The 25,425-nt window shown below is 64.8% G+C and carries 26 protein-coding genes, 4 tRNA genes and 2 riboswitches; of the genes, 20 read left to right on the top strand and 10 right to left on the bottom strand.

What is annotated here, in order from left to right; translation table 11 throughout:
* Positions 1–17: 17 nt before the first annotated feature.
* Positions 18–434: a cold-shock protein gene (locus ACOQFP_RS01860; RefSeq protein ID WP_206488758.1), complete on the bottom strand. Its 417-nt coding sequence runs from the start codon at positions 432–434 to the stop codon at positions 18–20.
* A gap of 254 nt (positions 435–688) precedes the next feature.
* On the opposite strand from ACOQFP_RS01860, the gene ACOQFP_RS01855 reads away from it, so the two are divergent.
* The 3 genes from ACOQFP_RS01855 (at position 689) to ACOQFP_RS01845 (ending at position 2,383) form a co-directional block, all read left to right on the top strand.
* Positions 689–907, top strand: coding sequence for a hypothetical protein (locus tag ACOQFP_RS01855; RefSeq protein ID WP_206488024.1), 219 nt, complete (start codon positions 689–691; stop codon positions 905–907).
* Between the two features lie 2 nt (positions 908–909).
* On the top strand, positions 910–1,284 hold the full coding sequence (locus tag ACOQFP_RS01850; RefSeq protein ID WP_206488022.1) for a YccF domain-containing protein: 375 nt from the start codon (positions 910–912) through the stop codon (positions 1,282–1,284).
* Positions 1,285–1,560: 276 nt separating this feature from the next.
* Positions 1,561–1,763: riboswitch (cyclic di-AMP (ydaO/yuaA leader) on the top strand.
* Between the two features lie 8 nt (positions 1,764–1,771).
* The gene (locus tag ACOQFP_RS01845) at positions 1,772–2,383 is read left to right on the top strand and encodes a resuscitation-promoting factor Rpf1 domain-containing protein (RefSeq protein WP_206488020.1); all 612 of its coding nucleotides are present in this window, start codon (positions 1,772–1,774) and stop codon (positions 2,381–2,383) included.
* Positions 2,384–2,470: 87 nt separating this feature from the next.
* Here the strand turns inward: ACOQFP_RS01845 and ACOQFP_RS01840 are convergent, their stop codons facing one another.
* Positions 2,471–2,659: a hypothetical protein gene (locus ACOQFP_RS01840; RefSeq protein WP_008719333.1), complete on the bottom strand. Its 189-nt coding sequence runs from the start codon at positions 2,657–2,659 to the stop codon at positions 2,471–2,473.
* Positions 2,660–2,720: 61 nt separating this feature from the next.
* Here ACOQFP_RS01840 and ACOQFP_RS01835 point away from each other — a divergent pair, with 61 nt between their 5' ends.
* The 3 genes from ACOQFP_RS01835 to ACOQFP_RS01825 all read left to right on the top strand — a co-directional run bounded on the left by ACOQFP_RS01835 (position 2,721) and on the right by ACOQFP_RS01825 (position 7,490).
* Positions 2,721–5,012 (top strand): helicase-associated domain-containing protein, encoded by a 2,292-nt coding sequence (locus ACOQFP_RS01835; protein ID WP_421583266.1) that lies wholly within the window; start codon positions 2,721–2,723, stop codon positions 5,010–5,012.
* Positions 5,013–5,100: 88 nt separating this feature from the next.
* Positions 5,101–6,756, top strand: coding sequence for a DNA repair helicase XPB (locus ACOQFP_RS01830; RefSeq protein ID WP_206488017.1), 1,656 nt, complete (start codon positions 5,101–5,103; stop codon positions 6,754–6,756).
* Positions 6,757–6,821: 65 nt separating this feature from the next.
* Positions 6,822–7,490, top strand: coding sequence for a DUF3239 domain-containing protein (locus ACOQFP_RS01825; RefSeq protein WP_206488015.1), 669 nt, complete (start codon positions 6,822–6,824; stop codon positions 7,488–7,490).
* Position 7,491: 1 nt separating this feature from the next.
* Here ACOQFP_RS01825 and ACOQFP_RS01820 read toward each other — a convergent pair whose 3' ends face one another.
* Positions 7,492–8,478, bottom strand: coding sequence for an LLM class F420-dependent oxidoreductase (locus ACOQFP_RS01820; RefSeq protein ID WP_206488013.1), 987 nt, complete (start codon positions 8,476–8,478; stop codon positions 7,492–7,494).
* Positions 8,479–8,539: 61 nt separating this feature from the next.
* On the opposite strand from ACOQFP_RS01820, the gene ACOQFP_RS01815 reads away from it, so the two are divergent.
* The 3 genes from ACOQFP_RS01815 to ACOQFP_RS01805 all read left to right on the top strand — a co-directional run bounded on the left by ACOQFP_RS01815 (position 8,540) and on the right by ACOQFP_RS01805 (position 11,427).
* Entirely contained in the window at positions 8,540–9,712 is a 1,173-nt protein-coding gene (locus ACOQFP_RS01815; RefSeq protein WP_421583265.1) for a pyridoxal phosphate-dependent aminotransferase, read from the top strand.
* Positions 9,709–10,728, top strand: a complete 1,020-nt coding sequence (locus ACOQFP_RS01810; RefSeq protein WP_421583264.1) for an AraC family transcriptional regulator ligand-binding domain-containing protein — start codon at positions 9,709–9,711, stop codon at positions 10,726–10,728. Before ACOQFP_RS01815 ends, ACOQFP_RS01810 begins: the two co-directional genes overlap by 4 nt.
* Positions 10,729–10,806: 78 nt before the next feature.
* Positions 10,807–11,427 (top strand): alpha-ketoglutarate-dependent dioxygenase AlkB, encoded by a 621-nt coding sequence (locus ACOQFP_RS01805; protein ID WP_421583263.1) that lies wholly within the window; start codon positions 10,807–10,809, stop codon positions 11,425–11,427.
* Between the two features lie 31 nt (positions 11,428–11,458).
* Here ACOQFP_RS01805 and ACOQFP_RS01800 read toward each other — a convergent pair whose 3' ends face one another.
* A complete protein-coding gene (locus ACOQFP_RS01800) occupies positions 11,459–12,547 on the bottom strand; it encodes a 3-deoxy-7-phosphoheptulonate synthase (RefSeq protein ID WP_421583262.1) in 1,089 nt (362 codons plus the stop codon).
* A 237-nt stretch (positions 12,548–12,784) separates the two neighbouring features.
* Positions 12,785–12,993: riboswitch (cobalamin riboswitch) on the top strand.
* Between the two features lie 138 nt (positions 12,994–13,131).
* On the opposite strand from ACOQFP_RS01800, the gene metE reads away from it, so the two are divergent.
* The 8 genes from metE (at position 13,132) to ACOQFP_RS01760 (ending at position 20,518) form a co-directional block, all read left to right on the top strand.
* Entirely contained in the window at positions 13,132–15,387 is a 2,256-nt protein-coding gene (gene metE, locus ACOQFP_RS01795) for a 5-methyltetrahydropteroyltriglutamate--homocysteine S-methyltransferase (RefSeq protein ID WP_421583261.1), read from the top strand.
* 109 nt (positions 15,388–15,496) lie between these two features.
* Positions 15,497–16,537: an iron-siderophore ABC transporter substrate-binding protein gene (locus ACOQFP_RS01790; protein ID WP_421583260.1), complete on the top strand. Its 1,041-nt coding sequence runs from the start codon at positions 15,497–15,499 to the stop codon at positions 16,535–16,537.
* A 53-nt stretch (positions 16,538–16,590) separates the two neighbouring features.
* Positions 16,591–17,049, top strand: coding sequence for a MarR family winged helix-turn-helix transcriptional regulator (locus ACOQFP_RS01785; RefSeq protein WP_206487999.1), 459 nt, complete (start codon positions 16,591–16,593; stop codon positions 17,047–17,049).
* Positions 17,046–17,471 carry an organic hydroperoxide resistance protein gene (locus tag ACOQFP_RS01780; RefSeq protein ID WP_421583259.1) on the top strand — a complete coding sequence of 142 codons (426 nt, stop codon included), beginning with the start codon at positions 17,046–17,048 and terminating at the stop codon, positions 17,469–17,471. The genes ACOQFP_RS01785 and ACOQFP_RS01780 overlap by 4 nt, the downstream gene beginning before the upstream one ends.
* 11 nt (positions 17,472–17,482) lie before the next feature.
* Positions 17,483–18,478 (top strand): NADP-dependent oxidoreductase, encoded by a 996-nt coding sequence (locus tag ACOQFP_RS01775; RefSeq protein ID WP_421583258.1) that lies wholly within the window; start codon positions 17,483–17,485, stop codon positions 18,476–18,478.
* A 90-nt stretch (positions 18,479–18,568) separates the two neighbouring features.
* A complete protein-coding gene (locus tag ACOQFP_RS01770; RefSeq protein ID WP_206487994.1) occupies positions 18,569–19,489 on the top strand; it encodes a pseudouridine synthase in 921 nt (306 codons plus the stop codon).
* Between the two features lie 54 nt (positions 19,490–19,543).
* Positions 19,544–20,128, top strand: coding sequence for a helix-turn-helix domain-containing protein (locus ACOQFP_RS01765; RefSeq protein ID WP_206487992.1), 585 nt, complete (start codon positions 19,544–19,546; stop codon positions 20,126–20,128).
* 90 nt (positions 20,129–20,218) lie between these two features.
* Positions 20,219–20,518: an ANTAR domain-containing protein gene (locus ACOQFP_RS01760; RefSeq protein ID WP_421583257.1), complete on the top strand. Its 300-nt coding sequence runs from the start codon at positions 20,219–20,221 to the stop codon at positions 20,516–20,518.
* A gap of 13 nt (positions 20,519–20,531) precedes the next feature.
* Here the strand turns inward: ACOQFP_RS01760 and ACOQFP_RS01755 are convergent, their stop codons facing one another.
* The 6 genes from ACOQFP_RS01755 to ACOQFP_RS01730 all read right to left on the bottom strand — a co-directional run bounded on the left by ACOQFP_RS01755 (position 20,532) and on the right by ACOQFP_RS01730 (position 22,771).
* Positions 20,532–20,834, bottom strand: a complete 303-nt coding sequence (locus ACOQFP_RS01755; protein ID WP_421583256.1) for a hypothetical protein — start codon at positions 20,832–20,834, stop codon at positions 20,532–20,534.
* Positions 20,835–20,915: 81 nt separating this feature from the next.
* The gene (locus ACOQFP_RS01750) at positions 20,916–21,482 is read right to left on the bottom strand and encodes a DUF6584 family protein (protein WP_341244875.1); all 567 of its coding nucleotides are present in this window, start codon (positions 21,480–21,482) and stop codon (positions 20,916–20,918) included.
* A gap of 137 nt (positions 21,483–21,619) precedes the next feature.
* A tRNA-Phe gene (locus tag ACOQFP_RS01745) sits at positions 21,620–21,696 on the bottom strand.
* A gap of 56 nt (positions 21,697–21,752) precedes the next feature.
* Positions 21,753–21,826, bottom strand: a tRNA-Asp gene (locus ACOQFP_RS01740).
* 124 nt (positions 21,827–21,950) lie between these two features.
* Positions 21,951–22,023, bottom strand: a tRNA-Glu gene (locus tag ACOQFP_RS01735).
* 79 nt (positions 22,024–22,102) lie between these two features.
* Entirely contained in the window at positions 22,103–22,771 is a 669-nt protein-coding gene (locus ACOQFP_RS01730) for a TetR/AcrR family transcriptional regulator (protein ID WP_341245526.1), read from the bottom strand.
* Between the two features lie 684 nt (positions 22,772–23,455).
* Between ACOQFP_RS01730 and ACOQFP_RS01725 the strand changes: the two genes are divergently transcribed.
* From ACOQFP_RS01725 to ACOQFP_RS01715, 3 genes are all read left to right on the top strand, one after another.
* Positions 23,456–24,679 (top strand): lipase family protein, encoded by a 1,224-nt coding sequence (locus ACOQFP_RS01725; protein WP_421583255.1) that lies wholly within the window; start codon positions 23,456–23,458, stop codon positions 24,677–24,679.
* Positions 24,680–24,747: 68 nt separating this feature from the next.
* A tRNA-Lys gene (locus tag ACOQFP_RS01720) sits at positions 24,748–24,823 on the top strand.
* Positions 24,824–25,083: 260 nt separating this feature from the next.
* A partial coding sequence (locus ACOQFP_RS01715) for an acyl-ACP desaturase (protein ID WP_421583254.1) occupies positions 25,084–25,425 on the top strand: 342 nt, incomplete at its 3' end.

Below are 25,425 nucleotides of genomic sequence, written 5' to 3'. Positions count from 1 at the left end.
ACGCGTGCCGGCCGGGCTCAGCTGTCGAGCTCTCGGGCGACGGCGCGAACCACCTCGGAGATGCGCTGCGCGATTTTGCGATCCGGGTACTTGCCCTTGCGTAGCTCGGGCTGCACCGTCGCCTCGAGCAGGGTGATCATGTCCTCGACCATCCCGTGCAGCTCGTCGGGGGTGTGCTTGCGCTCGACGGGTTCGCGACGTGAGCTTCCGGTCTGCTGGCGCACCGACGGTGCCGGCTCGAGCACCTTCAAGCTCAGAGCCTGTGGTCCCCGACGGCCCGCGGCCATGCCGAATTCGACGCGCTGACCGGCCTTGAGGCCCTCGACCCCTTCGGGCAACGCCGACGAACGCACATAGACGTCCTCGCCTTCCTCCTGCGAGAGGAATCCGAATCCCTTGTCGACGTCGTACCACTTCACCTTGCCGGTCGGCACTGAGCTCACCCGTTCATCTGTTGCTGTTTCGATGTTGCGTAGCTCGTGGACTCTCGTTGTCGAGTCCACGGCTGTTCGGACACGTAGCTGTTCGGACACACGACTGTTCCGAGGCGCGGTCCGCACAAGATTCGCGCCCCACGAGAACGTAGGACGCGAATGCATCAGTCTAGCGCGGCAGGCCCGGATCGAGCATTCGAGTTCTTACTCGCACCGCGCGTCACAGCCCCGCACTTCGCACTACCGTGGTAGCGGTGGACACACCGACTCGTAAGAGCAGCACCGTTCTGCTCCGCATCGCGCTGGCATTGTTCGCGATCGGCCTCGTCGCCATCATCGCGATCCTGCTGTTTCCGGTCTTCTCCGACGCCAAGCCGCCACTGAGCCTGTATCTCACCGCCATGTTCTCCGCACCGGCAGGATTCGTGCTGGCACTGGTGTACGCGCTGGCATCCGGACGAAGGGCGCGCTGACGATGCGGTTGATTCTGAATGTGATCTGGCTGATCTTCGGCGGGCTGTGGCTGGCGCTGGGGTATTTCCTCGCCGGCATCGTGCTGTGCATTCTCATCGTGACCATTCCGTTCGGCATCGCGTCGTTTCGCATCGGGGTGTACGCCCTGTGGCCGTTCGGGTCCACGATCGTCGACAAACCGGGGTCCGGTGCCGGTGCGCTCGTCGGAAACGTGCTCTGGCTGGTTCTCGCCGGGTGGTGGCTGGCGTTGATGCACGTGATCACCGCGATCGCGATGGCCATCACCATCATCGGCATCCCGTTGGCGATAGCGAACCTGAAGTTGATCCCCGTGTCGCTGATGCCCCTCGGCAAGGACATCGTTGCCATTCCGTGACACGCGAAGACGACCCGGGCCGAATGTGACTTCCATCACATAACGCTGAGGTAACAGACCGGCAACGGACCGGGGTTCATCGGCTGGCACGCCCACTAGCTGGGCAGACTCGGCCGACCCGAAACGACCGCACACGCCCCTCCCGTCCCGACGCGAAATCGACAGTTACCAAATAGTGACGTGGGCCGGGAATTTCAGTACGGTCATCAGCGGCCGGAAAGTTCGGCCGAATTCCGACCCGCAGCGCCAAACCTCGTCCCGCGGGCACCGGAACACCCTCGATGATCACCCAGGGGACGAGGACGGGGGACCCACGTCCTCCAGGGACAACCGGGAAGTTGTCGCGACTCACGAAGCCGCACCGACTTCCCTTGGGGTGAAGCCCAATTGGCCACTGAAACTGCAGTGACCGAGCAGGCCGGGCTACCTCTCAGCCCGAACCCGACAGCTGACCTCGCAGGCGCGTGTGGAGAGGATTTCAACTCGTATGAGCGGACGTCATCGCAAGCCGAGCACCACTGGCAAGACCGTCGCCAAGGTCGCCGTCACCGGAGCCATCATGAGCACCGCAGGCATCGCCTTCGCCGGCACCGCGAACGCGGCACCGGATTCCGACTGGGATCGCCTTGCACAGTGCGAAGCCGGCGGCAACTGGGCCATCAACACCGGCAACGGTTACCAGGGCGGGTTGCAGTTCTCCCCGAGCACCTGGAACGCGCACGGCGGTCAGCAGTACGCGGCCACGGCCAACCAGGCCAGCCGTGAAGAGCAGATCGCAGTCGCCGAGAAGGTCCTCGACTCACAGGGTTGGGGCGCATGGCCGTCCTGCTCCTCGAGCCTCGGCCTGAACAGCGCGCCGACCGAGCGCAGCGTTCCGGTCACCCCCAAGGCACCGGAGGTTCCCGCACTCCCCGATCTGTCCTCCGTACCGGCAGTGGACAGCTCCGCCGAGGTCGTCAACGGCATCGTCACCGCCGTCCAGAACATCACCAACGATCCGCAGATCGCCTCGTTCATCCAGAACGCCGCGCAGGGCATCCAGCTCGATCCGCAGATCGTGGACTTCTACCAGGCCAACAAGGCATTCCTGCCCCAGTAAGTGCCCGAGACGGTTTCCCGCTCGTACGAGAAAAGCCCCCGACATCGATTCGATGTCGGGGGCTTTCTCCGTAGTGGAGCGCAGCAATCAGCGATTGACCACGGTCACCGGATGGGCGTACGGCAGGTCTTCGACGGGCAGCGGGAACTCGGTGTCCTCGCCGAAGGGCGACAAGCCACCCGATCGAGCGGACGAGAGTTCGGTCACCGCGTGGTCACCGCGAGCGGTTTCCGGCCAGCCTGGATCGACATAGGGCTTCTTCGACTTGTTCACCATGCGCCCATTTTGACACCTGCCCTGCGGCGAGCACCAGTCCAGGTCTCTAATCTGATAGACGATGACCGACACGACTGCGCCACGACCCACCGACACGCCCCCTGATCTCCCTCAGTGGATCGCAGCTCGCTCCGACGCCGAGCTGATCAGGGCCATGTCGCTGCGTCCGGATCTGACCGCGCCGCCGCCCGCCTCACTGTCCGTGCTCGCCGGACGCGCCGAGCAGCGCCGGTCGATCCTGCACACCGCGGACACCCTGGACACACTCGCGCTGACCGTACTCGAGATCCTCGCCATCGAAGAGGCCTACGAGCGACCCGTCACCCGCGCCGCACTGCTCGCCGTCGTCGCCAAACGTGCGCCGGCCAAGAGCGTGGACAAGGCCCTCGCCCGGCTCCGCGAACGATTGTTGGTGTGGGGCGATGCGTCGGGGTTCCGGATCAGCGCCGCCGCGGTGGACGCGGTGCCGTGGCGCATCGGCCGCGCACTCGACCCGGTGGACAACCTCACCGAATCGCACATCACCGCTGCCCTCGCCGAACTCGGTGACGGGGAACGCAGCCTGCTCGACACCCTCGCCAGATCCTCCCCGACCGGGCGCACGCGAGACGCGGCACCGGGCACTGCCCCCGACCGACCGGTCCAGAAACTGCTCGCCGCAGGCCTGCTGCTCTGGTTGGACGAGCAAACCGTCGAACTGCCCGTCCAGGTAGGGCAGATCCTTCGCGGCGAGCCGATGTCGGACCCACGCTCGCTCGCCGAGCCCACCCTCACCACCGACACCCATTCCCTCGCCGACGTCGATGCCGCTGCCGCGGGCGAGGCGCTCGAGCTCGGCAGGCATTGCGTCCTGGTCATCGAGGCCCTGTCGAATTCGCCTGCCCCTGCCCTCAAGGCGGGAGGGCTGGGAGTGCGCGAGCTCCGCAAGATCAGCAAAGCCACCGGGCTCGACGACGACCGAGTCGGCATCCTCGTCGAACTACTGGCCGCAGCCCATCTCATCTCGAGCGGAACACCGGATCCCGTCCCCGAGTCCGACACCGGCGACGACTACTGGGCACCGACTCCCGCGGTGGAAGCCTGGCTCGGTGCCACTCCGGCGGCCCGATGGCACACGCTCGCCTCCGCCTGGCTCGAGGTGCCGAGGGCTCCGTGGGTGATCGGAATGCGCGACCCCAACGACAAGCCCATCGCTGCCCTGTCCGACGAGGTTCGCTCGCCGGCCGCACCGCGGGACCGACGGATGATCCTCGAATTGCTCGCCGAACTCGGTAGCGGTCACTCGGCGACGCCTGCCGACCTCGCCCGAACCCTGGCCTGGCGTCGCCCCCGATGGTCCGGACGCTTCGGTGTGACACCCGTCCGACACGTCATCGCAGAAGCAACCGCGCTCGGCATCGTCGGCCGCGGCGCGATGTCGACACCGGGCCGATCCTTGCTGCACGACGGCAATGCCGAGGCCGATATGCGCGCGGCACTCCCCGAGCCGATCGACTACGTCCTGGTGCAGGCCGACCTCACGCTGGTCGCACCCGGGCCGCTCGAACCGGAGCTGAACGATCGGATCGAACTCGTCGCCGATGTCGAATCGGCCGGGGCAGCGACCATGTATCGGATCAGCGACACCAGCCTGCGCCGCGCCCTCGATGTGGGTTTGACCGCATCGGAATTGCACGCCTTGTTCACGACCCATTCGAGGACACCGGTTCCGCAGGCCCTGACCTACCTGATCGACGATGTGGCACGTCGGCACGGCCGACTGAGGGCGGGTGTCGCCGCGGCGTTCGTCCGCTGCGAGGACCCGGCATTGCTGGCCGAGGTGATGGCCTCGGCCGCCGCCGAATCCTTGGCTCTGCGCGCCCTTGCCCCGACCGTCGCGATCTCACAGGCACCACTCGCCGAGGTACTCACGGTGCTGGCCGGGGCCGGATTCGCTCCCGCAGGGGAGGATGCGTCGGGCACCATCGTCGATCTCCGAGCTCGCGGAGCACGGGTATCGGCGCGGCGTCCGCGCCAGAACTACCGCACACCGGCGGTCCCCACCGAGGAACAGTTGGGTTCGTTGGTGCGTGGGATGCGGGCGGCCGACCGAGCGGCAGGCAACGGCGGCCCGGTGGTGCGCGCCGACGGCAGCCGCGCCAGCAACACCGCGACGATCACGTTGTTGCAGACCGCGGCAAAGGTCAAGCGCAGCGTCAGTATCGGCTACGTCGACGCACAGGGCGTCGCGAGCCATCGCATCGTCGATCCGATCAGTATCGGCGGCGGCCAACTCGATGCCTTCGACCCCGCCACCGGAGGCGTTCGGCGCTTCACCCTGCACCGCATCACCTCGGTCGCTCTGGTCGACTAGTCCGGGCTCGCGTGCACGCACGCCCCTACCTGTGGACAATGGAGAAGTTGCGCTCTTTCGGGCGCAGCAGAAGTCTCTAGGAGGAACCGTGACCGACGGCCCGCTGATCGTCCAGTCCGATAAAACGCTGTTGCTCGAGATCGATCACGAACTCGCGGGCGCAGCGCGGGCGGCCATCGCACCGTTCGCGGAGCTCGAACGTGCCCCCGAGCACGTCCATACCTACCGCATCACCCCGCTGGCCCTGTGGAACGCGCGAGCGGCCGGCCACGACGCCGAGCAGGTGGTCGACGCCCTGGTGAATTTCTCCCGGTACGCGGTACCGCAGCCCCTGCTGGTCGACATCGTCGACACCATGGCCCGTTACGGCCGCTTGCAACTGGTCAAGAGCCCCATCCACGGCCTGGCACTGATCAGTCTCGACCGCGCAGTGCTCACCGAAGTGATGCGCCACAAGAAGATCGCCCCGATGCTGGGCGCACAGGTGGACGAGGACACCGTCATCGTCCACCCCAGCGAGCGCGGCCACCTCAAGCAGATGCTGCTCAAGATCGGCTGGCCGGCCGAGGATCTCGCCGGCTACGTCGACGGCGAAGCGCACCCCATCGAGCTCGACACCGAGGGCGGCAACTGGACTCTGCGCGATTACCAGGAGATGGCGGCGGATTCGTTCTGGGCCGGCGGCTCCGGCGTGGTGGTGCTTCCCTGCGGCGCAGGCAAGACGATGGTCGGCGCGGCCGCGATGGCCAGAGCGAAGGCCACCACGCTGATTCTGGTGACCAACACCGTCGCCGGTCGGCAGTGGAAGCGCGAGCTCATTGCGCGTACCTCGCTCACCGAGGAGGAAATCGGCGAGTACTCGGGCGAGCGCAAGGAGATTCGCCCTGTGACAATCGCCACGTACCAGGTGATCACGCGTCGCACCAAGGGTGAATACAAGCATCTCGAGCTGTTCGATTCCCGCGACTGGGGTCTGGTGATCTACGACGAGGTGCACCTGCTCCCAGCTCCGGTGTTTCGCATGACGGCAGACCTGCAATCGCGTCGACGCCTCGGCCTGACGGCGACGCTCGTGCGAGAGGACGGCCGCGAGGGTGACGTGTTCTCGTTGATCGGACCCAAGCGCTACGACGCGCCGTGGAAGGACATCGAAGCTCAGGGCTGGATCGCCCCGGCGGAGTGCATCGAGGTCCGAGTCACCCTCACCGACGCCGAGCGCATGGCGTACGCCGTCGCCGAACCCGAGGAGCGCTACAAATTGTGCTCGACGGCCCACACGAAGACAGCCGTCGTGAAGTCGATTCTCGACAAGCATCAGGATGCTCCGACCTTGGTGATCGGTGCGTACCTCGATCAGCTCAACGAGCTGGGTGAAGCGCTGAACGCGCCGGTGATCCAGGGCTCGACCAAGAACAAGGAACGCGAGGTGCTCTTCGAGGCCTTCCGGAAGGGCGAGATCCAGACCCTGGTCGTCAGCAAGGTCGCGAACTTCTCGATCGATCTGCCCGAAGCATCGGTGGCAGTTCAGGTTTCGGGAACGTTCGGGTCCCGGCAGGAAGAAGCGCAGCGTCTCGGCCGCCTGCTCAGGCCCAAGCACGACGGCGGTCAGGCACACTTCTACTCGGTGGTCTCGCGCGACACCCTCGACGCCGAGTACGCCGCACACCGGCAGCGTTTCCTCGCCGAGCAGGGTTACGCGTACCGCATCACCGACGCAGACGATCTGCTCGGCCCGGCGATCTGAGTCCACGCGTCCGCATTGCCGTCGTGGTAGGACGCACGCATCCTCGGCGTGTTAGGAATAGCCCTGTGCGCAAGTTCCAGTTCCCCGTAGACGTAGCCCATGCGAAGTCGGTCAACGAGACGTTCACCGAGCTTCGCCGGCTACGCACCTCCGCAGCGGTCACGGCAGTCTTCCTGATCGCCCTCGGAGCATGGTTCATCTGGATCGCCACAGCGTGGTCCTACATCCTCGGTGCGGTGTTCTGCATCGGTGCGGCCACCTCGCTGTGGGTGATGGTGTGGGCACCTCGCAAGATGGGCTCCATCGAATCACGATATGCCGCAGGCGATCTGGTCCCTTCGGTGGTGGCCGAGAAGCTACCGGACGGTGCGCTGCTGCTCGCGCTGATCGATATCGGGAAGCCCGGGGTGGACGAACCGTACTACGTGCTGATCACCCGCAGAGTCCGCGCGCTCCCCGGCCACGCCATGGAACGCGGTGCCCAGGTGCCCTCGGTGTCGGTACTCGCCGATCGCGGCAGAAACAAGGGCGGGCGGACGTGGCAGTTGGTCTCGGTGATGCCCATTGCCTGGGGCACCACCGACCAGGCGGTCCTCGCCCGCGCAACCGATGCCATCACCGAGGGCGAATGGGCGTTGCTGCATGCCAACATCGGACTGTCGGAGAAGGTGCGCACGTCCAAGAACCAGCAACTGCTCATCGATCGAGCGGAGCTACCCGAGGACCTGCGCTGATCTACCCCAGCGCCCCGATGACCTCGCGCTCGAACAGTTCGATACCGGAACGGTCGTAGGCAGCCTCGGGAAAGTAGAAGATGCCGTAGGTCATCCCCTGCTGCTGCAGCGCCGTCAGATTCCGGACGATCTGTTCGGCAGTGCCGACGGCAGGCATGCCGCGAAATGCCGTCAGAGCTCCCGCCGCCTTGTCCGCACCCACGTACTCGGTGAGCCGACTCTCGAGCGCGCGGAGCTTGTCCTCCACCTCGGCCTCGGTCGCGCCGATGATCACGTTGTAGTTCGCCGAGCGGACGATGGCATCGAAGTCGGTGCCCACGGCGGAGCAGTGCTCGCGCAGCAGGGCCGATTTGGCCGCGAACCCGGTGGGGGTTCCGTCGAAGTTGGTGTACTTCGCGTATTTCGCCGCGATCCTCAGCGTCACCTTCTCGCCGCCGCCCGCGATCCACAGCGGAATTCCGCCCTCCTGCAGCGGCAGCGGACGCACCACGGCACCGTCGATCCGGTAGTGCTTTCCGTCGAAAAAGACTTCGCCGGTCGTCCAGGCCTGAGTGAATATCTGAACGCCCTCGTCCAGCCGTCCCAATCGTTCTCCAGCAGAGGGGAAACCGTAGCCGTAGGCGCGGAACTCGTGTTCGTACCAGCCCCCGCCGATACCCATCTCCACGCGACCTCCGGAAATGATGTCCACCGTGGCAGCAACTTTGGCGAGATAGGCCGGATTGCGATACGACATCGCGGTGCACATCTGGCCGAGCCTGATCCGGGAAGTACTCGCGGCCAACGCAGACATCAGCGACCAGGCCTCGTGCGTCGCCTCGTCGGTGGCCGTGGGAACGGTGTGGAAGTGGTCGTACACCCACAGGGACTCCCATGGTCCGGCCTCCGCGGCGAGCGCGTGATCGCGCATCACCGTCCAGTGCCGAGCGGGATCGATACCGACCAGATCCAGCCGCCAGCCCTGTGGAACGAACAATCCGAATCGCATGACAGCACAGTACAGACGCAGCCCGAATATTCGGCTCCGCACTGTGAACTACGCTGCAGGAATGTCCGAGATGCCGCCCTCGCGCACCGTCGCGCGCCTGCGCCCGTTCGCATCGACGATCTTCGCCGAGATGACGTCCCTAGCCGTGGCCACCGACGCCGTCAATCTCGGGCAGGGCTTTCCCGATACCGACGGGCCGCCCGCCATGCTCGAGTCGGCACGCGAAGCCATCGCACAGGGGCTCAACCAATACTCCCCCGGCCCCGGCATGCCGGTACTGCGCCGCGCTGTCGCCGCCGACCGCGAGCGGCGATTCGGGCTCGGCTACGACCCCGATTCCGAGGTGCTCGTCACCGTCGGTGCCACCGAGGCGATATCGGCAACCCTGCTCGGATTGATCGAACCGGGTGACGAGGTCCTTCTGATAGAGCCGTTCTACGACTCCTACGCAGCCGCCATCGCCCTCGCCGGTGCCACGCGCACCTCCGTACCATTGGTCGCCGACGGGGCGGGGTGGACCGTCGATACCGATGCCCTCGAACGCGCCGTCGGGCCGCGCACGCGCATGCTGATCGTCAACTCCCCACACAATCCGACGGGTACGGTCTTCGACCGCGCCACCATGGTCCGCATCGCCGAGATCGCAACGGCCCACGATCTGCTCGTGCTCACCGACGAGGTGTACGAACACCTCGTGTTCGACGGCGGGGTACATACGCCGATCGCGACACTGCCGGGAATGTTCGAGCGCACCGTCACCGTGTCGAGTGCAGCGAAGACCTTCAATGCCACCGGGTGGAAGACGGGTTGGGCGCTGGGCCCTGCCGCTCTGATCGACGCTGTCCGCGCCGCCAAGCAGTTCATGAGTTTCGTCGGCGGCACTCCTTTCCAGCCAGCAGTTGCGTACGCACTCGAGCACGAACAGGCGTGGATAGCGGCGATGCGCGACGGGCTCCAACGCAAACGAGACACGCTCTCGGCTGCGCTGTCCACCGCTGGAGCGGATGTGAAGCACAGCGCGGGAACCTATTTCGTGTGTGCCGATATCGCGTCGTTCGGGCGCGGTGACGCCTACGAATTCTGCCGGTCGCTGCCGCAACTGGTGGGTGTCGCGGCAGTTCCGGTCACGGCGTTCGTCGACGAGCCAGCCCAATGGACGTCACTGGTGCGCTTCGCATTCTGCAAGCAGGACGAGGTGCTTGCCGAGGCCGCCGAGAGGCTACGGAAATTGTGACTCCCCAGCCCACCATTCCGGCGTATTTCATCCGAAAAGCCGTCGACCTCGCAGCGAGCGGTGGGGCGGACTTGACCTACCCGTTGTCGATGGCCGACATCGCAACCTCCATCCTCGACGACCCGACGAAGCGCCTGACCACCGAACAGGTCACCTCGTTCACCAAGGCGGTCTGGGCGATGACCGGTGACGAGCTGTTCGGCCTCGCCGCAGTACCGGTGCGGCGCGGCACCTTTCGGGTGGTGTGCCAGACCCTCATTCACACCGAGAATCTATCGGCCGCGCTGACCCGGATGTCCGAGACGATGCGCGTGCTGATTCCGGTCCAGCCGATGATGCTGAACAGAACCGAGGACTCGACGGTGTTGACGGTGCACGTCCACGCCACCACCGATCTGAGCGCCGAGGCCAACGAACTCGCCGAGCGACTGCTGACCGACTTCCTGTTGATTCTGCTGCACCGATTCGCTGCCTGGCTCATCGGCAACCGGGTCAAGCTGCTGTCGGTGCAACTGCCGTACGAGTTTCCGGGGCCCGAGGCCGCCAAAATGTACGACGCGATCTTCGGCACCCGGGTGGAATTCGGAACCGACCGTGCCACACTGGAATTCGACAATGCAGTCATGCGCGCACCGATCGTGCAAACCGAGGACACTCTCGCCGAGTATCTCGCGGAGTCACCCAATCTGCTCTTCTCGTCCCGAGACTACGACAGCACCGCATCGAGCCAGGTTCGCCGCGCTCTCGAAACCGGATTCAAAGGCGGCGCACCGGGAACCGAGGCCATCGCGGAGATGCTCAACATCAGCCCGCCGCACCTGCGGCGCGTCCTCCGCCAGGAGGGCACCTCCATCAACCAGATACGAGAAGAAGTGCTGCGCGATGCAGCGATATCCGGACTCAGCCGCGGCGACAGCGTCGACGACATCTCGACCCGTCTCGGTTTCTCCGAGCCGAGTGCGTTCCGCCGAGCCTTCAAACGCTGGACCGGCCAGACTCCCAGCGCATATCGGTAACAGCGCATATCTGTAGCTCAGCCGACGCAGAACTCCGCTCACTGGAAATGGGAACACCTGTTCGATACGGTGGATGTCATGTCGATCGCGATGCAGGGCTCGTTGTTCGGTGAGGACGACGGTGGCGTCGGAACGCTGGATTCGGTCACCCGCCGTGAGCTGACCCGCGGAGCCTGGGTGGACGTGCGTCCGGGCTGGTTGTCCGATACCAACTTGTTCGATTCACTCGTACACGCCGTCGACTGGCGCGCCGAGCGCAGGCAGATGTACGACCGGGTGGTCGACGTGCCGCGTCTGGTTCGGTTCTACGCCGAGCGTGAGCGCTGGCCGGATACCGCGCTGTACACCGCACGCGATGTTCTCGACGATCACTACCGCAGCGAGCTCGGCGAATCCTTCGCCACCGCCGGACTGTGCTACTACCGCAACGGATCCGACAGCGTCGCCTGGCACGGAGACAACATCGGACGCAGCGCCACCGAGGACACGATGGTGGCGATCGTATCGCTCGGTGCCACGAGGCAACTCCTGCTCCGACCTCGCGGTGGCGGCTCGTCGCTGAAATTCACACTCGGCCACGGCGACCTGGTGGTGATGGGCGGCTCGTGTCAACGAACGTGGGAACACGCCATCCCCAAGTCGACCCGCGCGGTCGGCCCACGCATCAGCGTGCAGTTCCGACCACGCGGGGTTCGCTGAAACACCCTTCGCCGACGCGCGGGGTCCTCGGTCACTCGGCGCGCGCGCTTCGACGCTCCTCGACGGCCGCGGCCAATACCCTCAATTGTGTTGCCGTCGTGTCCCAGTCGAGGCAGGCATCGGTGATGGACTGCCCGTACACCAAATCCTCGCGACGGCCGAGTTCGAGATCCTGACGCCCGGCGACCAGGAAGCTCTCGAGCATTAGGCCGACGATCCCGTGTTCACCCGCTGCAACCCTGGCGGCCACGTCGGTGACCACGTCGACCTGCTTGTTGTGGTCCTTGCGGCTGTTGCCGTGGCTGGCGTCGATGACCACACGTTCCGGCAAACCCGACTTACGTAGTCGTGCGACGGTATCGGCAACCGACTCGGCATCGTAGTTCGGCCCGTCGACGCCGCCGCGCAGTATGACATGGCAGTCCGGGTTTCCGACGGTGCGGATCAAAGCACCCTGGCCGTCCAGGTCGGTTCCGGGGAACACGTGGCTCGCCGCAGCGGCTCGCGTTCCATCGACCGCCACCTGAATGTCGCCCTCGGTCGAGTTCTTGATTCCCACCGGCATCGACAGTGCACTGCACAGTTGACGGTGCACCTGGCTCGCCGCGGTCCGTGCTCCGATCGCACCGTAACTGACCAGGTCGGCGATGTACTGCGGGGTGATCGGGTCGAGGAACTCGCACCCGACCGGCAGACCGAGGGCGGAGATATCGAGCAGCAGTTGACGCCCCACCCGCAGGCCCGAGTTGATATCGAAGCTGCCGTCGAGGTGCGGATCGTTGATCAGACCTTTCCAACCGAGCGTCGTCCGCGGCTTCTCGAAGTAGACACGCATGACGATGTGCAGTCGATCGCCCAGTTCGGACGCGATGGTCGCCAGACGCCGGGCGTAGTCCAGAGCAGCGTCGGTGTCGTGCACCGAGCACGGTCCGACGACGACGATCAGGCGATCGTCACGGCCGTCGAGAACGTCGACGACTCCGGCGCGGCCGGTACGGACCGTGGCCGAGATCGCATCGTCGACGGCATGTTCGCGGCGCAGCACCGACGGCGCTGCCAGCGGGCTGATGCTGATCGTTCGCTGATCGTCGAGCGATGGGGTTTCGAGAGAGAGTGTCATGAGAGGGCGTTCCTGTTCTCGGGCCGGCCCTCATGCTCCACGCGCACTTCGAGCCGGTCTGCATCCGGCTCGTGGGGTGGAGGTCAGCGCATGGCGTCGCTGGCTGACCCACCCGGGGCCGGCCTGCTAAACCAGAAATACGTGCGCTGCATGGGATGTACCGTAACAGACCGTCGGCGACGGCATCTATGCTCGTCCCTGCAGTCGGTTCGCCGGGTGGTCACGAGGAGCCCCGAAGTTCACCACGGCGTCGAAGCGATGCGTTGATGTCTTGCGCGTCGTGAGAGGGAACCCGGTGAGAATCCGGGACTGTCCCGCAGCGGTATGCAGGAACGACCGCCGTCAACGAGCACTGGAGAAGCCTCTCTGGGAAGCGACGGCCAGTAGGTGTGATCTCCGATCACGTGCCTGTGAGTCCGAATACCTGCCTCCTGTGCTGCGCGCGCCGCGCGTAGCGGTTCACCGCCCCGTGGAATGGGCGAGTAGACCTGCAGCTTGTTCGGCGTATGCCGACGCATGGGGCTCAGGTTCTCGCACGCTCGGTGGTGTGCCACCCACCTGTGACGTACCTGGAGAAACACGACGTGACATTCGAATTCACCACCACGATCCTCGGGTCCCCCCGAATCGGACCGAAGCGCGAGTTGAAGAAAGCTGTGGAGTCCTACTGGGCAGGCGCACTCGATGCGTCCGCTCTCGAATCGGTGGCCGAAAGGCTCCGCGAGGACAATCTGAGGGGCTTGCTCGCGGCCGGCCTCGACTCCGTTCCGGTAGGCACCTTTTCGTACTACGACCACATCCTCGACACCGCGGTCATGCTCGGCGCGCTACCGAAACGGGTGCAGGACATCGAGAACGAACTGGACCGGTACTTCGCCGCGGCCCGCGGCAACGACACGGTTGCACCACTCGAGATGACGAAGTGGTTCGACACCAACTACCACTATCTGGTCCCGGAGATCGCACCGGACACGGTGTTCTCCCTGCATCCGGAGAAGATCCTCGACGAGCTGAAACAGGCGCGCGCGCTGGGCGTTCCGGCTCGACCCGTGCTGGTGGGGCCGGTGACGTTCCTGCTGCTGTCGAAGGCTGTCGGCAGCGGAGCCCCGCTGTTGGACCGACTCGACGAGATCCTGCCGCTGTATGCAGAGCTGTTGACGCACTTGGCCGCTGCCGGTGCCGAGTGGGTTCAGCTGGACGAACCTGCGCTCGTTGCAGATCGCACCTCGGACGAGATCGACTGCGCCACGCAGGCTTACCACTACCTCAGCGCCCTCGAGACCAGGCCGGCCATTCTGGTGGCGTCGTACTTCGGCGATCTCGGCGCCGCGCTACCCGCGCTCGCATCGACCGGGGTCGAAGGGCTCTCGATCGACGTGACGGTACCGGGCACCGTCGAGCAGATTGCCGGCGTGCCTGCGCTCGCGCACAAGCGCATCGTGGCGGGCATCGTCGATGGGCGCAACATCTGGCGAACGGATCTGGACCGAGCGCTCGCGACTCTGGGCAGGCTGCTCGGCAGCGTCGGAGCGCTCGCGGTATCGAGTTCCTGCTCGCTGCTTCATGTTCCGTACAGCCTCGCGGCCGAGACCGATATCGTCGATCCGCTCCGGTCGTGGTTGGCGTTCGGAGCCGAGAAGGTCACCGAGGTGACGGTGCTGGCACGCGCGCTGCGCGAGGGCATCGACTCGGTGTCCGCCGAGCTCGACGAGGCGCGTGCTGCACGCGAGAGCCGTCGCCGTGACCCGCGCGTCCACGACGCAGCCGTGCGGACCCGACTGGATTCGGGCATCCGCGTCGACCGCGCCCCGGCCGAGCAACGCCGCAGGGCACAGGCCGAGGGGCTGGAGTTGCCGGCACTGCCGACCACCACGATCGGATCGTATCCCCAGACCACGCAGATTCGACTCGCGCGGGCCGCGCACCGCTCGGGTGAGATCGATGACGCCGAGTACGTGCGCCGGATGCAGTCCGAGATCGCCAATACCATTGCGCTACAAGAGAACATCGGTCTCGATGTGTTGGTGCACGGTGAGCCCGAGCGCAACGACATGGTGCAGTACTTCGCCGAGCAGCTGAACGGTTTCGCGGCAACGACCAACGGTTGGGTCCAATCGTATGGTTCTCGGTGTGTACGTCCGCCGATTCTCTTCGGTGACGTCAGCCGTGACCAGTCGATGACCGTCGACTGGATCACCTACGCTCAGTCCCTCACCGACAAGCCGGTCAAGGGCATGCTGACGGGGCCGGTCACGATTCTCGCGTGGTCGTTCGTGCGCGACGACCAGCCGCTCGCCGAGTCCGCGGCCCAGATCGCCCTGGCTGTTCGAGACGAGAGCGTCGACCTGGAGGCAGCGGGCATCCGCATCGTCCAGGTGGACGAACCGGCCCTTCGCGAACTACTCCCGTTGCGCGCGATCGATACGGCTGCGTACCTGGAGTGGGCAGTGCACTCGTTCAAGATCGCGACATCCGGCGTGTCCGACGAAACGCAGATCCACACCCATCTGTGCTACTCGGAGTTCGGTGAGATCATCGACGCGATCGTGGCCCTGGACGCGGACGTGACATCCATCGAGGCGGCTCGCTCGCACATGGAGGTACTCGACGACCTCAACTCCGTCGGATTCGATCTCGGCGTCGGCCCCGGCGTGTACGACATCCATTCACCACGGGTGCCGAGCGTCGACGAGATCACCGAGTCGCTGCGTGCGGCATTGAGAGCTGTTCCTGCCGAGCGTCTCTGGGTCAATCCCGATTGCGGACTCAAGACCCGCGGGGTGGCCGAGATCGAACGGTCACTGACACATGTGGTGCAGGCGGCTGCGGCGCTTCGCTGACCGCGGGTGAGCGGAACTTCGTGCTCTGCGGCGAAGTTCCGCTCACCAGCTCGGCCGGATACAGGCTAGGCTTGCCTTCCTTATCCCCGTCCGGTGAAAGAGAACAACAGTGAAGCGCCTACTCCTGTCCGCAACCATTGCCGCGGTCACCGCCGTGACCACAGTCGCGTGCGGCAGCACGGCCGAGCAGACGGCCACCCCTCCCGGCAGCACTGCGTCATCCGACGACGCCGCCGCTCTCGCACCAGGGCCGACCGACATCCCCGACGGCATGGGCTCGGGAGCCGCCGACGGCGTATTTCCGCGCACCGTAGGCCATTTCGGCGGTTCCACCGAAATCCCTGCCGAACCGAAGAAGATCGTCGTCATCGCCACCGGTCAGCTCGACGCGGCCCTGACACTGGGCGTCGTCCCCACCGGGGTGGCCTACGGCAGCGGTGCAGAACTGGTCCCGGACTACATCAGCTTCTCGTTCCCTCAGTACGCGGATCAGATGACGCAGTTCGTCGACGTGGGTAACCGGCAGGAGGTCGACATCGAGGCGATCGCCGCGATCGAACCCGACCTGATCCTGGCGAACGAGACCGGCTCGGGGGATATCTACTCGACGCTGGCGACCATTGCACCGACCGTGCTCACCGAAGGCACCGGAGTGAACTGGAAGCAGGACTTCGTGCTGCTCGCCGACGCGCTCGGCCGGACCGAACAGGCCAGGGGCGTGATCGACACCTTCACCTCGGACGCGGCGGCACTGGGTGAGTCCTTTGCCGGCAGTGGCGCACCCACGGTCTCCTTCGTTCGCTTCACCGCAGACCGCGCGCGGGTGTTCGGCATCGCGTCGTTCGCCGGCTTCATCGCCTGGGACGCAGGCCTGGCCCGACCGGAAAGTCAGCAGTTCGCCAAGACCTCGCAGGACTTCAGCGAGGAGGAGATCCAACTGGCCAACGCCGATTGGGTGTTCGTGTCGAGCCAGGACGCCGGAGCCGATTCGAGCGCCGCGTCGTACACGACGAACCCGCTGTGGACTGGAATGAGCGCGGCCACCGAGAACCACATCGTTCGCGTCGACCACGATCCGTGGTACCTCAATGCAGGTCCGACGGCGGCAACGATCGTGCTCGATGGCCTGAAGAACGCCCTGCAGAGCTGACCCGAGAAAAAGGTAGGTTGCGCACAACTAAAACGTGTACTACCGTTCTTCGCATGGGCAACGAACTCGCACTCGACCGTCAGGTGTGCTTCGCGCTGTACTCCGCATCGCGGGCTACCACCGCGGTGTATCGCCCGATGCTCGACGAGCTCGGCGTCACATACCCGCAGTACCTGGTGTTGCTGGTGCTGTGGGAACAGGACGGGCGCGGCGTCAAGGACATCTGCGCCGAACTCGATCTCGACACCGGCACTTTGTCGCCGATGCTCAAGCGACTCGAAGGTCTCGGATTCATCGAGCGCCGACGCCTGAGCACCGACGAACGCCGCGTCGAGATCCACCTCACCGAGACCGGAAGCGCTATGCGCGCGAAAGCGTTGGACATCCCGCGCAAGCTGGCCGAGAAGACCGGCATGGGCGTCGAGGAGTTGGTCGCGCTCAAGAACGCGCTCGACGCATTGACCAACGCTCTGCATCACACCGATTCGAGCACCTCAGAAGGAGCATCATGAAGACCCTCTACACCGCCGAGGCCCTCGCCACCGGCGAGGGACGCAACGGCAACGCCCGCACCTCCGACGGACGTCTCGACCTCGACCTCGCCATCCCGGAAGCCATGGGCGGCACTGGAAACGGCACCAATCCCGAGCAGCTGTTCGCCGCCGGATACGCCGCCTGCTTCCACTCCGCATTGCAGCTGGTGGCGCGTCAGGACAAGGCAGACATCACCGATTCGGCCGTCGGCGCTCGCGTCGACATCGGCCCCAACGATGCAGGCGGATTCCAGCTGGCCGTCACCCTGGAGGTGACGCTGCCGAACCTCGACCGCGAGCAAGCCCAGGCCCTGGCCGACAAGGCCCACCAGGTCTGCCCGTACTCCAACGCCACCCGCGGCAACATCGACGTCACCGTCACAGTCACCGAAGACGAGTAAGAGGAAACACCATGAAGGCACACGAAATTCACCTCGCGTCCCGCCCAGAAGGCTGGCCGACCGAAGACAACTTTCGCGCGGAGGTCGTCGACCTCCCCGAACTCGCTGACGGGCAGATCCTCGTCCGCAACCTCGTGATGTCGGTCGATCCGTACATGCGTGGGCGAATGAACGACGTGAAATCCTACGTCCCACCGTTCCAGCTCGACGCACCGCTCGACGGTGGCGCAGTCGGCGAGATCATCGAGTCCAAGGCCGAAGGATTCGCGGTCGGCGACGCCGTCGTACACGGCAAGGGTTGGCGCGATCTCGCGATCGTCCCGGCCGCGGGCGCGAGCAAGGTCGATCTCGGCGCAGCCAAGGCCTCGGCCTACCTGAGCGCACTAGGAATGACGGGCACGACCGCATATGCCGGATTGACCGAGGTGGCCTCGTTCGAGAAGGGCGATGTCGTGTTCGTCTCCGGCGCAGCCGGTGCGGTGGGATCGCTCGTCGGCCAGATCGCCAAGGCGCTCGGCGCATCTCGCGTCATCGGTAGTGCCGGCTCTCCCACCAAAGTGGCGCGGTTGCTCGAGCTCGGATTCGACGCGGCGTTCGACTACCACGACGGCCCGGTGGCCGAGCAGCTGCGGCAGGCCGCACCGGACGGAATCGACGTGTACTTCGACAACGTCGGCGGCGAGCATCTGGAGGCGGCCATCGGATCGATGAACAAGCACGGCCGGATTGCCATGTGCGGAGCCATCGCTCAGTACAACTCGACCGAACCGACCCCGGCACCTCGCAACCTCGCTCTGGCGATCGGCAAAGAGCTGACACTCAAGGGCTTCATCGTCGGCTCGTACGCGCACCTCACCGGTGAGTTCCGTACCAGGATGACCGAGTGGCTGGGCAGTGGCGCAATCGAATTCGACGAGACAGTCGTCGACGGTCTCGACAACGCGCCTGCGGCGTTCATCGGCCTGATGAAGGGCGAGAACACCGGCAAGATGGTCGTCACCATCTGATTCGGACCCCACGGTTCCACCACTGTGAAGCACCCCGGTCGGCACTTGCCGACCGGGGTGTTTCCCTGCGCCACCGATTACAGTCGATGCATGCCCACCGCTCCCCTGCCGTTACGCGACGGCCTCGACCCCACCCGGGTACGGATGCCCGACACGGTGGGTCAGACCGCCACAGGGACCGGGATCACGGTGCTCGAGTATCTGCGCGCCCGGTTCCCTCGGGACGCCGCCAGATTGACCGAGAAGGTCGCAGGTGGGGAGATCGTCGACGCCGCAGGGGTTCCCATCGATTCGGCGACCATCGCGCGGCCTCGGGCGGATATCTACCTCTATCGGGACCCACCGGTGGAGCCGACGGTCCCGTTCTCCCTCGACGTACTTCACCGCGACGAGAACATCCTCGTCGTCGACAAGCCGCATTTTCTGGCCACTACGCCACGCGGTGCGTATATCGCACGGTCCGCTCTGGTGTTGTTGCGTCGACGGTTCGACCTACCCGAGTTGAGCCCGGCGCATCGGCTGGACCGGCTCACCGCCGGCGTCCTCGTGTTCACCGTCAGAGCGCAGGCACGCCGGCCCTACCAGGAGCTGTTCGCTCAACGCACGATCGTCAAGAGATACGACGCGATCGCGCCCCTGGCACCCGACGTGGACTTTCCGCTGACGGTACGCAGTCGAATCATCAAGGAACGCGGCGTTCTTCAGGCCCGCGAGGTGCCGGGCGAGCCCAACGCCGAGACTCGCATCGAACTCGTCGACACGGTGGGCCCGTACGGTCGATATCGACTTCATCCCCATACCGGAAAGACACATCAGCTGCGGATACATCTGTGCTCGTTGGGGATTCCCATCGTCGGCGACAATTTCTACCCGTCGTTCCGCGAGGTCGCCGATGACGACTACTCCGACCCCCTTCGGTTGCTGGCGAGCTCGATCGAGTTCCGCGATCCGCTCAGTGGCGTGATGCGGACGTTCCAGAGCAACCGGACTCTGCATCCGCCGTCCGAATGACGGATCGAAATTCTTCCTCTTGACAAACCTGATTGCTGAAACTGCAATAAAGAGATGACGGAAGCAGCAATCAGCCTCGACGATGTGCTCGCCGGCCTCGGCCCTCGCCTCAAACGCATCAGGATGCAGAAGAACACCACCCTCACTGCGCTGTCGGAGACGACAGGAATCTCGATCAGCACCCTGTCGCGACTCGAATCGGGCGACCGCAGACCGAGCCTCGAACTCCTGTGGCCGATCGCGCGTGCCCACCAGATGGCGCTCGACGACCTGGTGACAGCGCCGCCCGTCGCCGACCCCCGAGTGCGCACGACGGCCACCGTCCGCGAGAACGTGACCATTCTTCCCCTGACCTTGCGCCCCGGCGGCCTGCAGGCGTTCAAGCTCCTGGTCCGGCCCACGGACGCAGAGCCGAGCCCCAAGGTGCACGAGGGCTACGAGTGGCTCTATGTCCTCGACGGCACCCTGCGACTGATCCTCGGCGAGCACGATCTGACGATGAAGCCCGGCGAAGCGGCCGAGTTCGATACCCGAGTGCCGCACTGGTTCGGTGCCGTCGGACCTCGCCCGGTCGAGCTACTGAGCCTGTTCGGCCCCCAGGGCGAGCGGATGCATGTGCGGGCAAAACCGATGGTATGAAATGTCACTTCCGTGTGAGACAGTGAAGCCCGCTCGACGCCAGAATTCGCTTCGGTCATCCGCACCGACCACACCATCTCGAGGAAAAAGATGACCGACAGACTGCCCGATTCACCTGCGTCTCGCACCGACGTGGATATCGCGACCGGAGTGCTCGTCGGCATTCACGGCGGGTCCGTCGCCGACGCCATAGACGAGCTGTTCCGGACCGCCAAACAACACCGGGTCAGTTTGTTCGAGCTCTCGCGCACTCTCATCACCGTCGCGGAGGGCCGCGATGTCGAGCGATCCTCCACCTTGGATGCGGTGTACGCGGTGTGGGGCTCTGCTCTCGGCCGTCGCGGCGCGGATGCCACGTTCGGCGTGGTCACCGATACCGCTGCGGTGTGATCGACGGACGGATCTAGCCGCGCACGGCCGGGTCGTTGCGTAGTTCTGGAAACCGCGCTGTCATCGCATCGATGTGCCGGTACATCTCGTAGAGCTCGGTCCGGAGCGTCGACGCCTCCGCCTCGAAGGCGCGGGCTCGGGATTCGGCGCGATCCGCACGCGCTCGAAATGCCTTGGACTGCGCACTTTCGATGGCCGTCGAGCAGATTTCTATGTGCTCGGCCAGCCCCCTGGCGAACACTCTCGCCTGTTCGAGGTTGACGGCATAGTTGTCGTCCCTCGGTGCCGGTGACGGTATGCCGTTCGCTGTGCCCATCAAAGAACTCGTTCTCGGTCGTCGGCATGAATTTCTGTGGCGACTCTACGCTCCGCGCCCGGCATTCGTACTCGGATGGTGTCAGCCGAAGACGAGGGCCAGAACAACCGATGCCGAGGTCGCAACGATGGCGATGACGATGGTCGCTGCGATCGCGCGCTGTCGCACCGAGCGGTAGCTCGAACCACCGCGAGCCCGGTCGTCGTCCTGGTCCACCTCGGCGTCGTAGAAGTCGTCGGAGTTCAGTCCGTCCTCGTCGAAGTAGACGACGTCACGCGGCGGGAACCAGTGTTGGCCGTTGGCTTCGATCGCGGCTTCGAGCCGCTCCAGCCGGTTTCTGGCCCGGGTGGGATACCAGTCGGAGGGAGCGTGGATGGGGAGGGCTCGGGCCACAGCGAGCGGCGACCGGCACTGCGCTTCCAGAGCGGCGAACGCAGCCGAGGCCGTCGGATCGTCGTCGGACTTGTCGGTGAGGAACCATGCAGCACCGGCGGCCGCACGATCACCGAGCACAAGATGCGTGTACGCGAGCAACTCGAGGACGCCGGGCGAGGCCGGGTTGCGCACCAGAGCCGACATCAGCCGATCTCGGGCAGCGAGGCTGTCTCCACGCGCCAGATCCTCTTGCGCTCGATCGATCACATCCACGGTGTCGACCATAGCGCTCGACGCGCACGGTCGTCACCGGACACAGGTGTGGTGACCACGAGTAAGGCCCCTCCCGGGTGCGGGAGGGGCCTTACTCGTACATTTCGATCGGCACCGATGCGCTGACGACAAAACTATGGTGGCCAGGGCCGGGATCGAACCGGCGACCTTCCGCTTTTCAGGCGGACGCTCGTACCAACTGAGCTACCTGGCCGGGCGGCACCGGTACTTCAATGCCATCGCAATGTCGGTGATTTCTCACCGATGTTGCGACCCTGACGGGACTCGAACCCGCGACCTCCGCCGTGACAGGGCGGCGCGCTAACCAACTGCGCCACAGGGCCTTGCTGTTGTTTCCGCGCTATTTCTAGCGCAGTAACTCTCCGAACTGCAAATCCGCGTCTCGCGAAGTGCGAGATGAAGAATGCTGTACCGCAGACCGGATTGTCAATCCGATCTTTTCCTACGTACCCCCTACGGGATTCGAACCCGCGCTACCGCCTTGAAAGGGCGGCGTCCTAGGCCGCTAGACGAAGGGGGCCCGCCGAACTGCTCCGACGTTACCCTCAACGGCGTTCCGTTGGGAGCTGGGATAGCTTAGGACACTTCCGCAGCAAATCTCAAACCGGCAGGTCAGAGGCATTCTCGGCATAGTTTTCGCCGAACTGTTCCCACCCGTGCAGCTCGAGTTCGGCGAGCCAACGGTCCGAGGCCATCGCCAACAGAACGACCTCTACGGATTCCTCGAACCGTTCACGCAGATCCGCGTTGTCGGCAACCAGATCCGACATGTAGCGCTGACCGGCCATCGAGGCAGCGAGCACTCGAATGAACTTGTCGGCATCGAACTGCGGCTTGAGATCTCCCATCGCAAGGGCGCGCTCTGCCTGCTTGTGCCCCTGAGCCCCCCACACGCGGCCGCCGCCCGAGTGCACCTCCGCATAGAACTCGGGTTCGACGATCAGCCGGAACTCGGCGCGCACGATCACGTCGTGCTGAAAGTTCAGCGCTATGTCGTCCACGATGCCGCGAATGACATAGAACGGATGCGCGGTGGTGTCGACCCACTTCTCGCTGATGGCGACGTATCGATCCAACCCGGCAGCCAGAACCGCTCGGGCCAGATCCTCCTTCGATTGGAAATGAAAGTACATCGCACCCTTGGTGGCGTTCGAGCCTTCCAAGATGGTGTTGACCGATGCTGCCGCATATCCACGCTTGGCGAACTCCGCCGCCGCCGCCTCTACTATGGCCGCCCGGGTCCGCCGTGCGCGCTCCTGTTGTGCCATTTAGTCAGTGCCTCCGAGCCCAAGCCCCCCTGCGTATCCACAGGTATTACAGATAGAGAGTACGTCACCCGAACGACACGCGTAGCGACTCACCTGCGGTTCGCTTCGACCCGCTGAGCCGACCTAAAATTTGCTTAGACAATAGAAACAAGCCTGGTGGTATGATATCCGCGGCTCGAGTGCGCTGCAGGGGGTGCGCACTCGAGCCTCTTTTCGTTTCTCCGACCCACTCCGCCCGGCCGAGCGGCGCACCCTGGCGTACTCCACCGAACCCGTCGCCGAGTTCCGAGCCGAAACCACACACAAAGCCCGATCCGCGCATCGACAATCGATCGATCGACGCTTCGCTCGTACACTCCCGGGCATATCACTCGATTTCGCTTGAAAGCCGAATTACATTTGCCCATAACGGATCTCGTCTCGAGATCCTTCGCCATCCTTCTTAGCATGTCAAATATGTTGCACGACAACACGTTGCCAATGCGATTTTGAGCTTCATTTCGAAATGCTTTGCCGGATAATGCATATCGAAGGCGCGCCTATCGGTAACGGTTTCAACACGTTCTCCACGAGAAGACACTCCTGCCACCCGCGTCCGTCTAGTGTGATCTGAATCACACATCCTGCTTTGCCTATCGGAGACGAGTGAGCGCAATGACAGTGGCGGTTCGCGTATTCCGTTCCATGACAGCATTGTTCACAGCGTCGATCCTCACGCTGTCGGCCGCAGGCACCGCATCAGCGGACCCCATCGGCAACTTCCTTGCACCCGTTGCCGATCCAGCCCTGTACCTACCGACCCCGCTGGGTGAACCGTGGTTCGATCCACCCGCAGGGTTCGAACAACGCCCGCCGGGGTCGGTGTTGGCAACCCGAACCGTGCAGGTCGGACCACTGCTCACACCGGTGACGTCGACGCAGATCCTGTTCCGCACCAACGATTCCAAGGATCGGCCCGTCGCGGGAGTGACCACCGTCATCGTGCCGACAGCCCCGTGGACGGGCCCGGGAAGCCGACCGGTAGTGGCGTACAACATGGCCATCGACTCACTAGGAAACACGTGCGCTCCGTCGTGGACCCTCCCCCGTGGCATCGCCCCCGAGATCGTTCCGGTGCAGTCGTTCCTGAGGAAGAACTACGCCGTCGTGGTCACCGACCATCAGGGCCCGCGCCAGGGATACGCGGCCGGGCCGATGGCGGGGCACGCCATTCTGGACGCGCTTCGCGCGATGGTTGCGCTGCCCCAACTGGGCCTACCGGCGCAGTCGCCCATCGCCGCCACCGGATATTCCGGAGGTGCCATCGCATCAGGATGGGCCGCGCAGCTCGCTCCCACCTACGCACCGGACGTCAATCTCGTCGGCGTGGCCTTCGGCGGGGCCCCCACCGACTACCGCATTCTCCTCCGTTCGCTCAACGGAACGGTGGGCTCGACCCTGTTCCTGTCCGCCACGCTCGGAGTCGCCAGGGAGTATCCCGAGATGTTCACGCTGATGAACGCCAACGGGCTGCGCCTGGCCACCATCGCCAAAGACATGTGCATCTACCTCACCGCTCCCGGCGGGATCGTCGCACCCATCCCGGCACAGGCCCTGTCGGACATACCGGACGTCGACCGCACCCCGATCGCAGAAGAGATCATCGCAGCGACCCGCATGGGCGGAAACAGAACACCCTCCGCGCCCATATTCATCTACCACGGGCAACAAGAATTCTGGATCCCCAAGCAAGGACCGGAGACCCTCTACGACGAATGGTGCGCCAACGGTGCACGCGTCCGATTGGAGGAGTACGTCGGCGAGCATCTCGTCGTCGCACTCACCGGAATCCCCGGTGCCTACTCCTGGATCGACGATCGACTGGCAGGCATTCCCGCACCGAGCGGATGCAGCAGCTTCGGTCGCTGACCCGGTAGAACTGCTGCCGGGGGTACATGTCGGTCAGTACTGCGCGGCCCGATACACTTTCGAGCCGCGCCCCTATAGCTCAGTTGGTAGAGCTACGGACTTTTAATCCGCAGGTCGTAGGTTCGAGTCCTACTGGGGGCACCACAGGCAACTCCGGTAACGGTGATCACACCTGCCGGGTACGTACACTCGGACGTAACGATCGGCCGAAACGAAGCGACGTGCAGGGGGGCCGCAGCAGTCGCGGAGGCCGAGCGAGAGATCGACGAACGAGGACGTTCGAGTCGATCGGCATCGGACATCACGATCGCCGGAACAGCAGGTGAACAGGCACGAGACGGTTCACACCGAACCTACGGTGCCGTAAGCTAGACCGGTCGTACGCAATCTATGGAGGCGATCTAATGGCGAGGGATCTGACACAGCTCGAGCTTCTGCAGGAGCTGGTGCCCACTGCCGAGGACAACGTGAACCGTCACATGTCGATGGCGCGGGAATGGCATCCCCACGACTACGTGCCGTGGGACGAAGGCCGCAATTTCGCTGCCTTGGGTGGCCAGGACTACGACCCCGAGCAGTCCAAGCTCTCCGATGTCGCGCAGGCGGCGATGATCACCAACCTGCTCACCGAGGACAACCTGCCCTCCTACCACCGGGAGATCGCCGAGAACTTCTCCCAGGACGGTGCATGGGGAACCTGGGTCGGCCGGTGGACCGCCGAGGAGAACCGCCACGGCATCGTCATG

The sequence above is a fragment of the Rhodococcus sp. MALMAid1271 genome (genome assembly GCF_049195265.1).
Taxonomy (GTDB): Bacteria; Actinomycetota; Actinomycetes; order Mycobacteriales; family Mycobacteriaceae; genus Rhodococcoides.
Note: the sequence above shows the minus strand (reverse complement) of the source record. Positions and strands in the feature narration are given on the sequence as shown.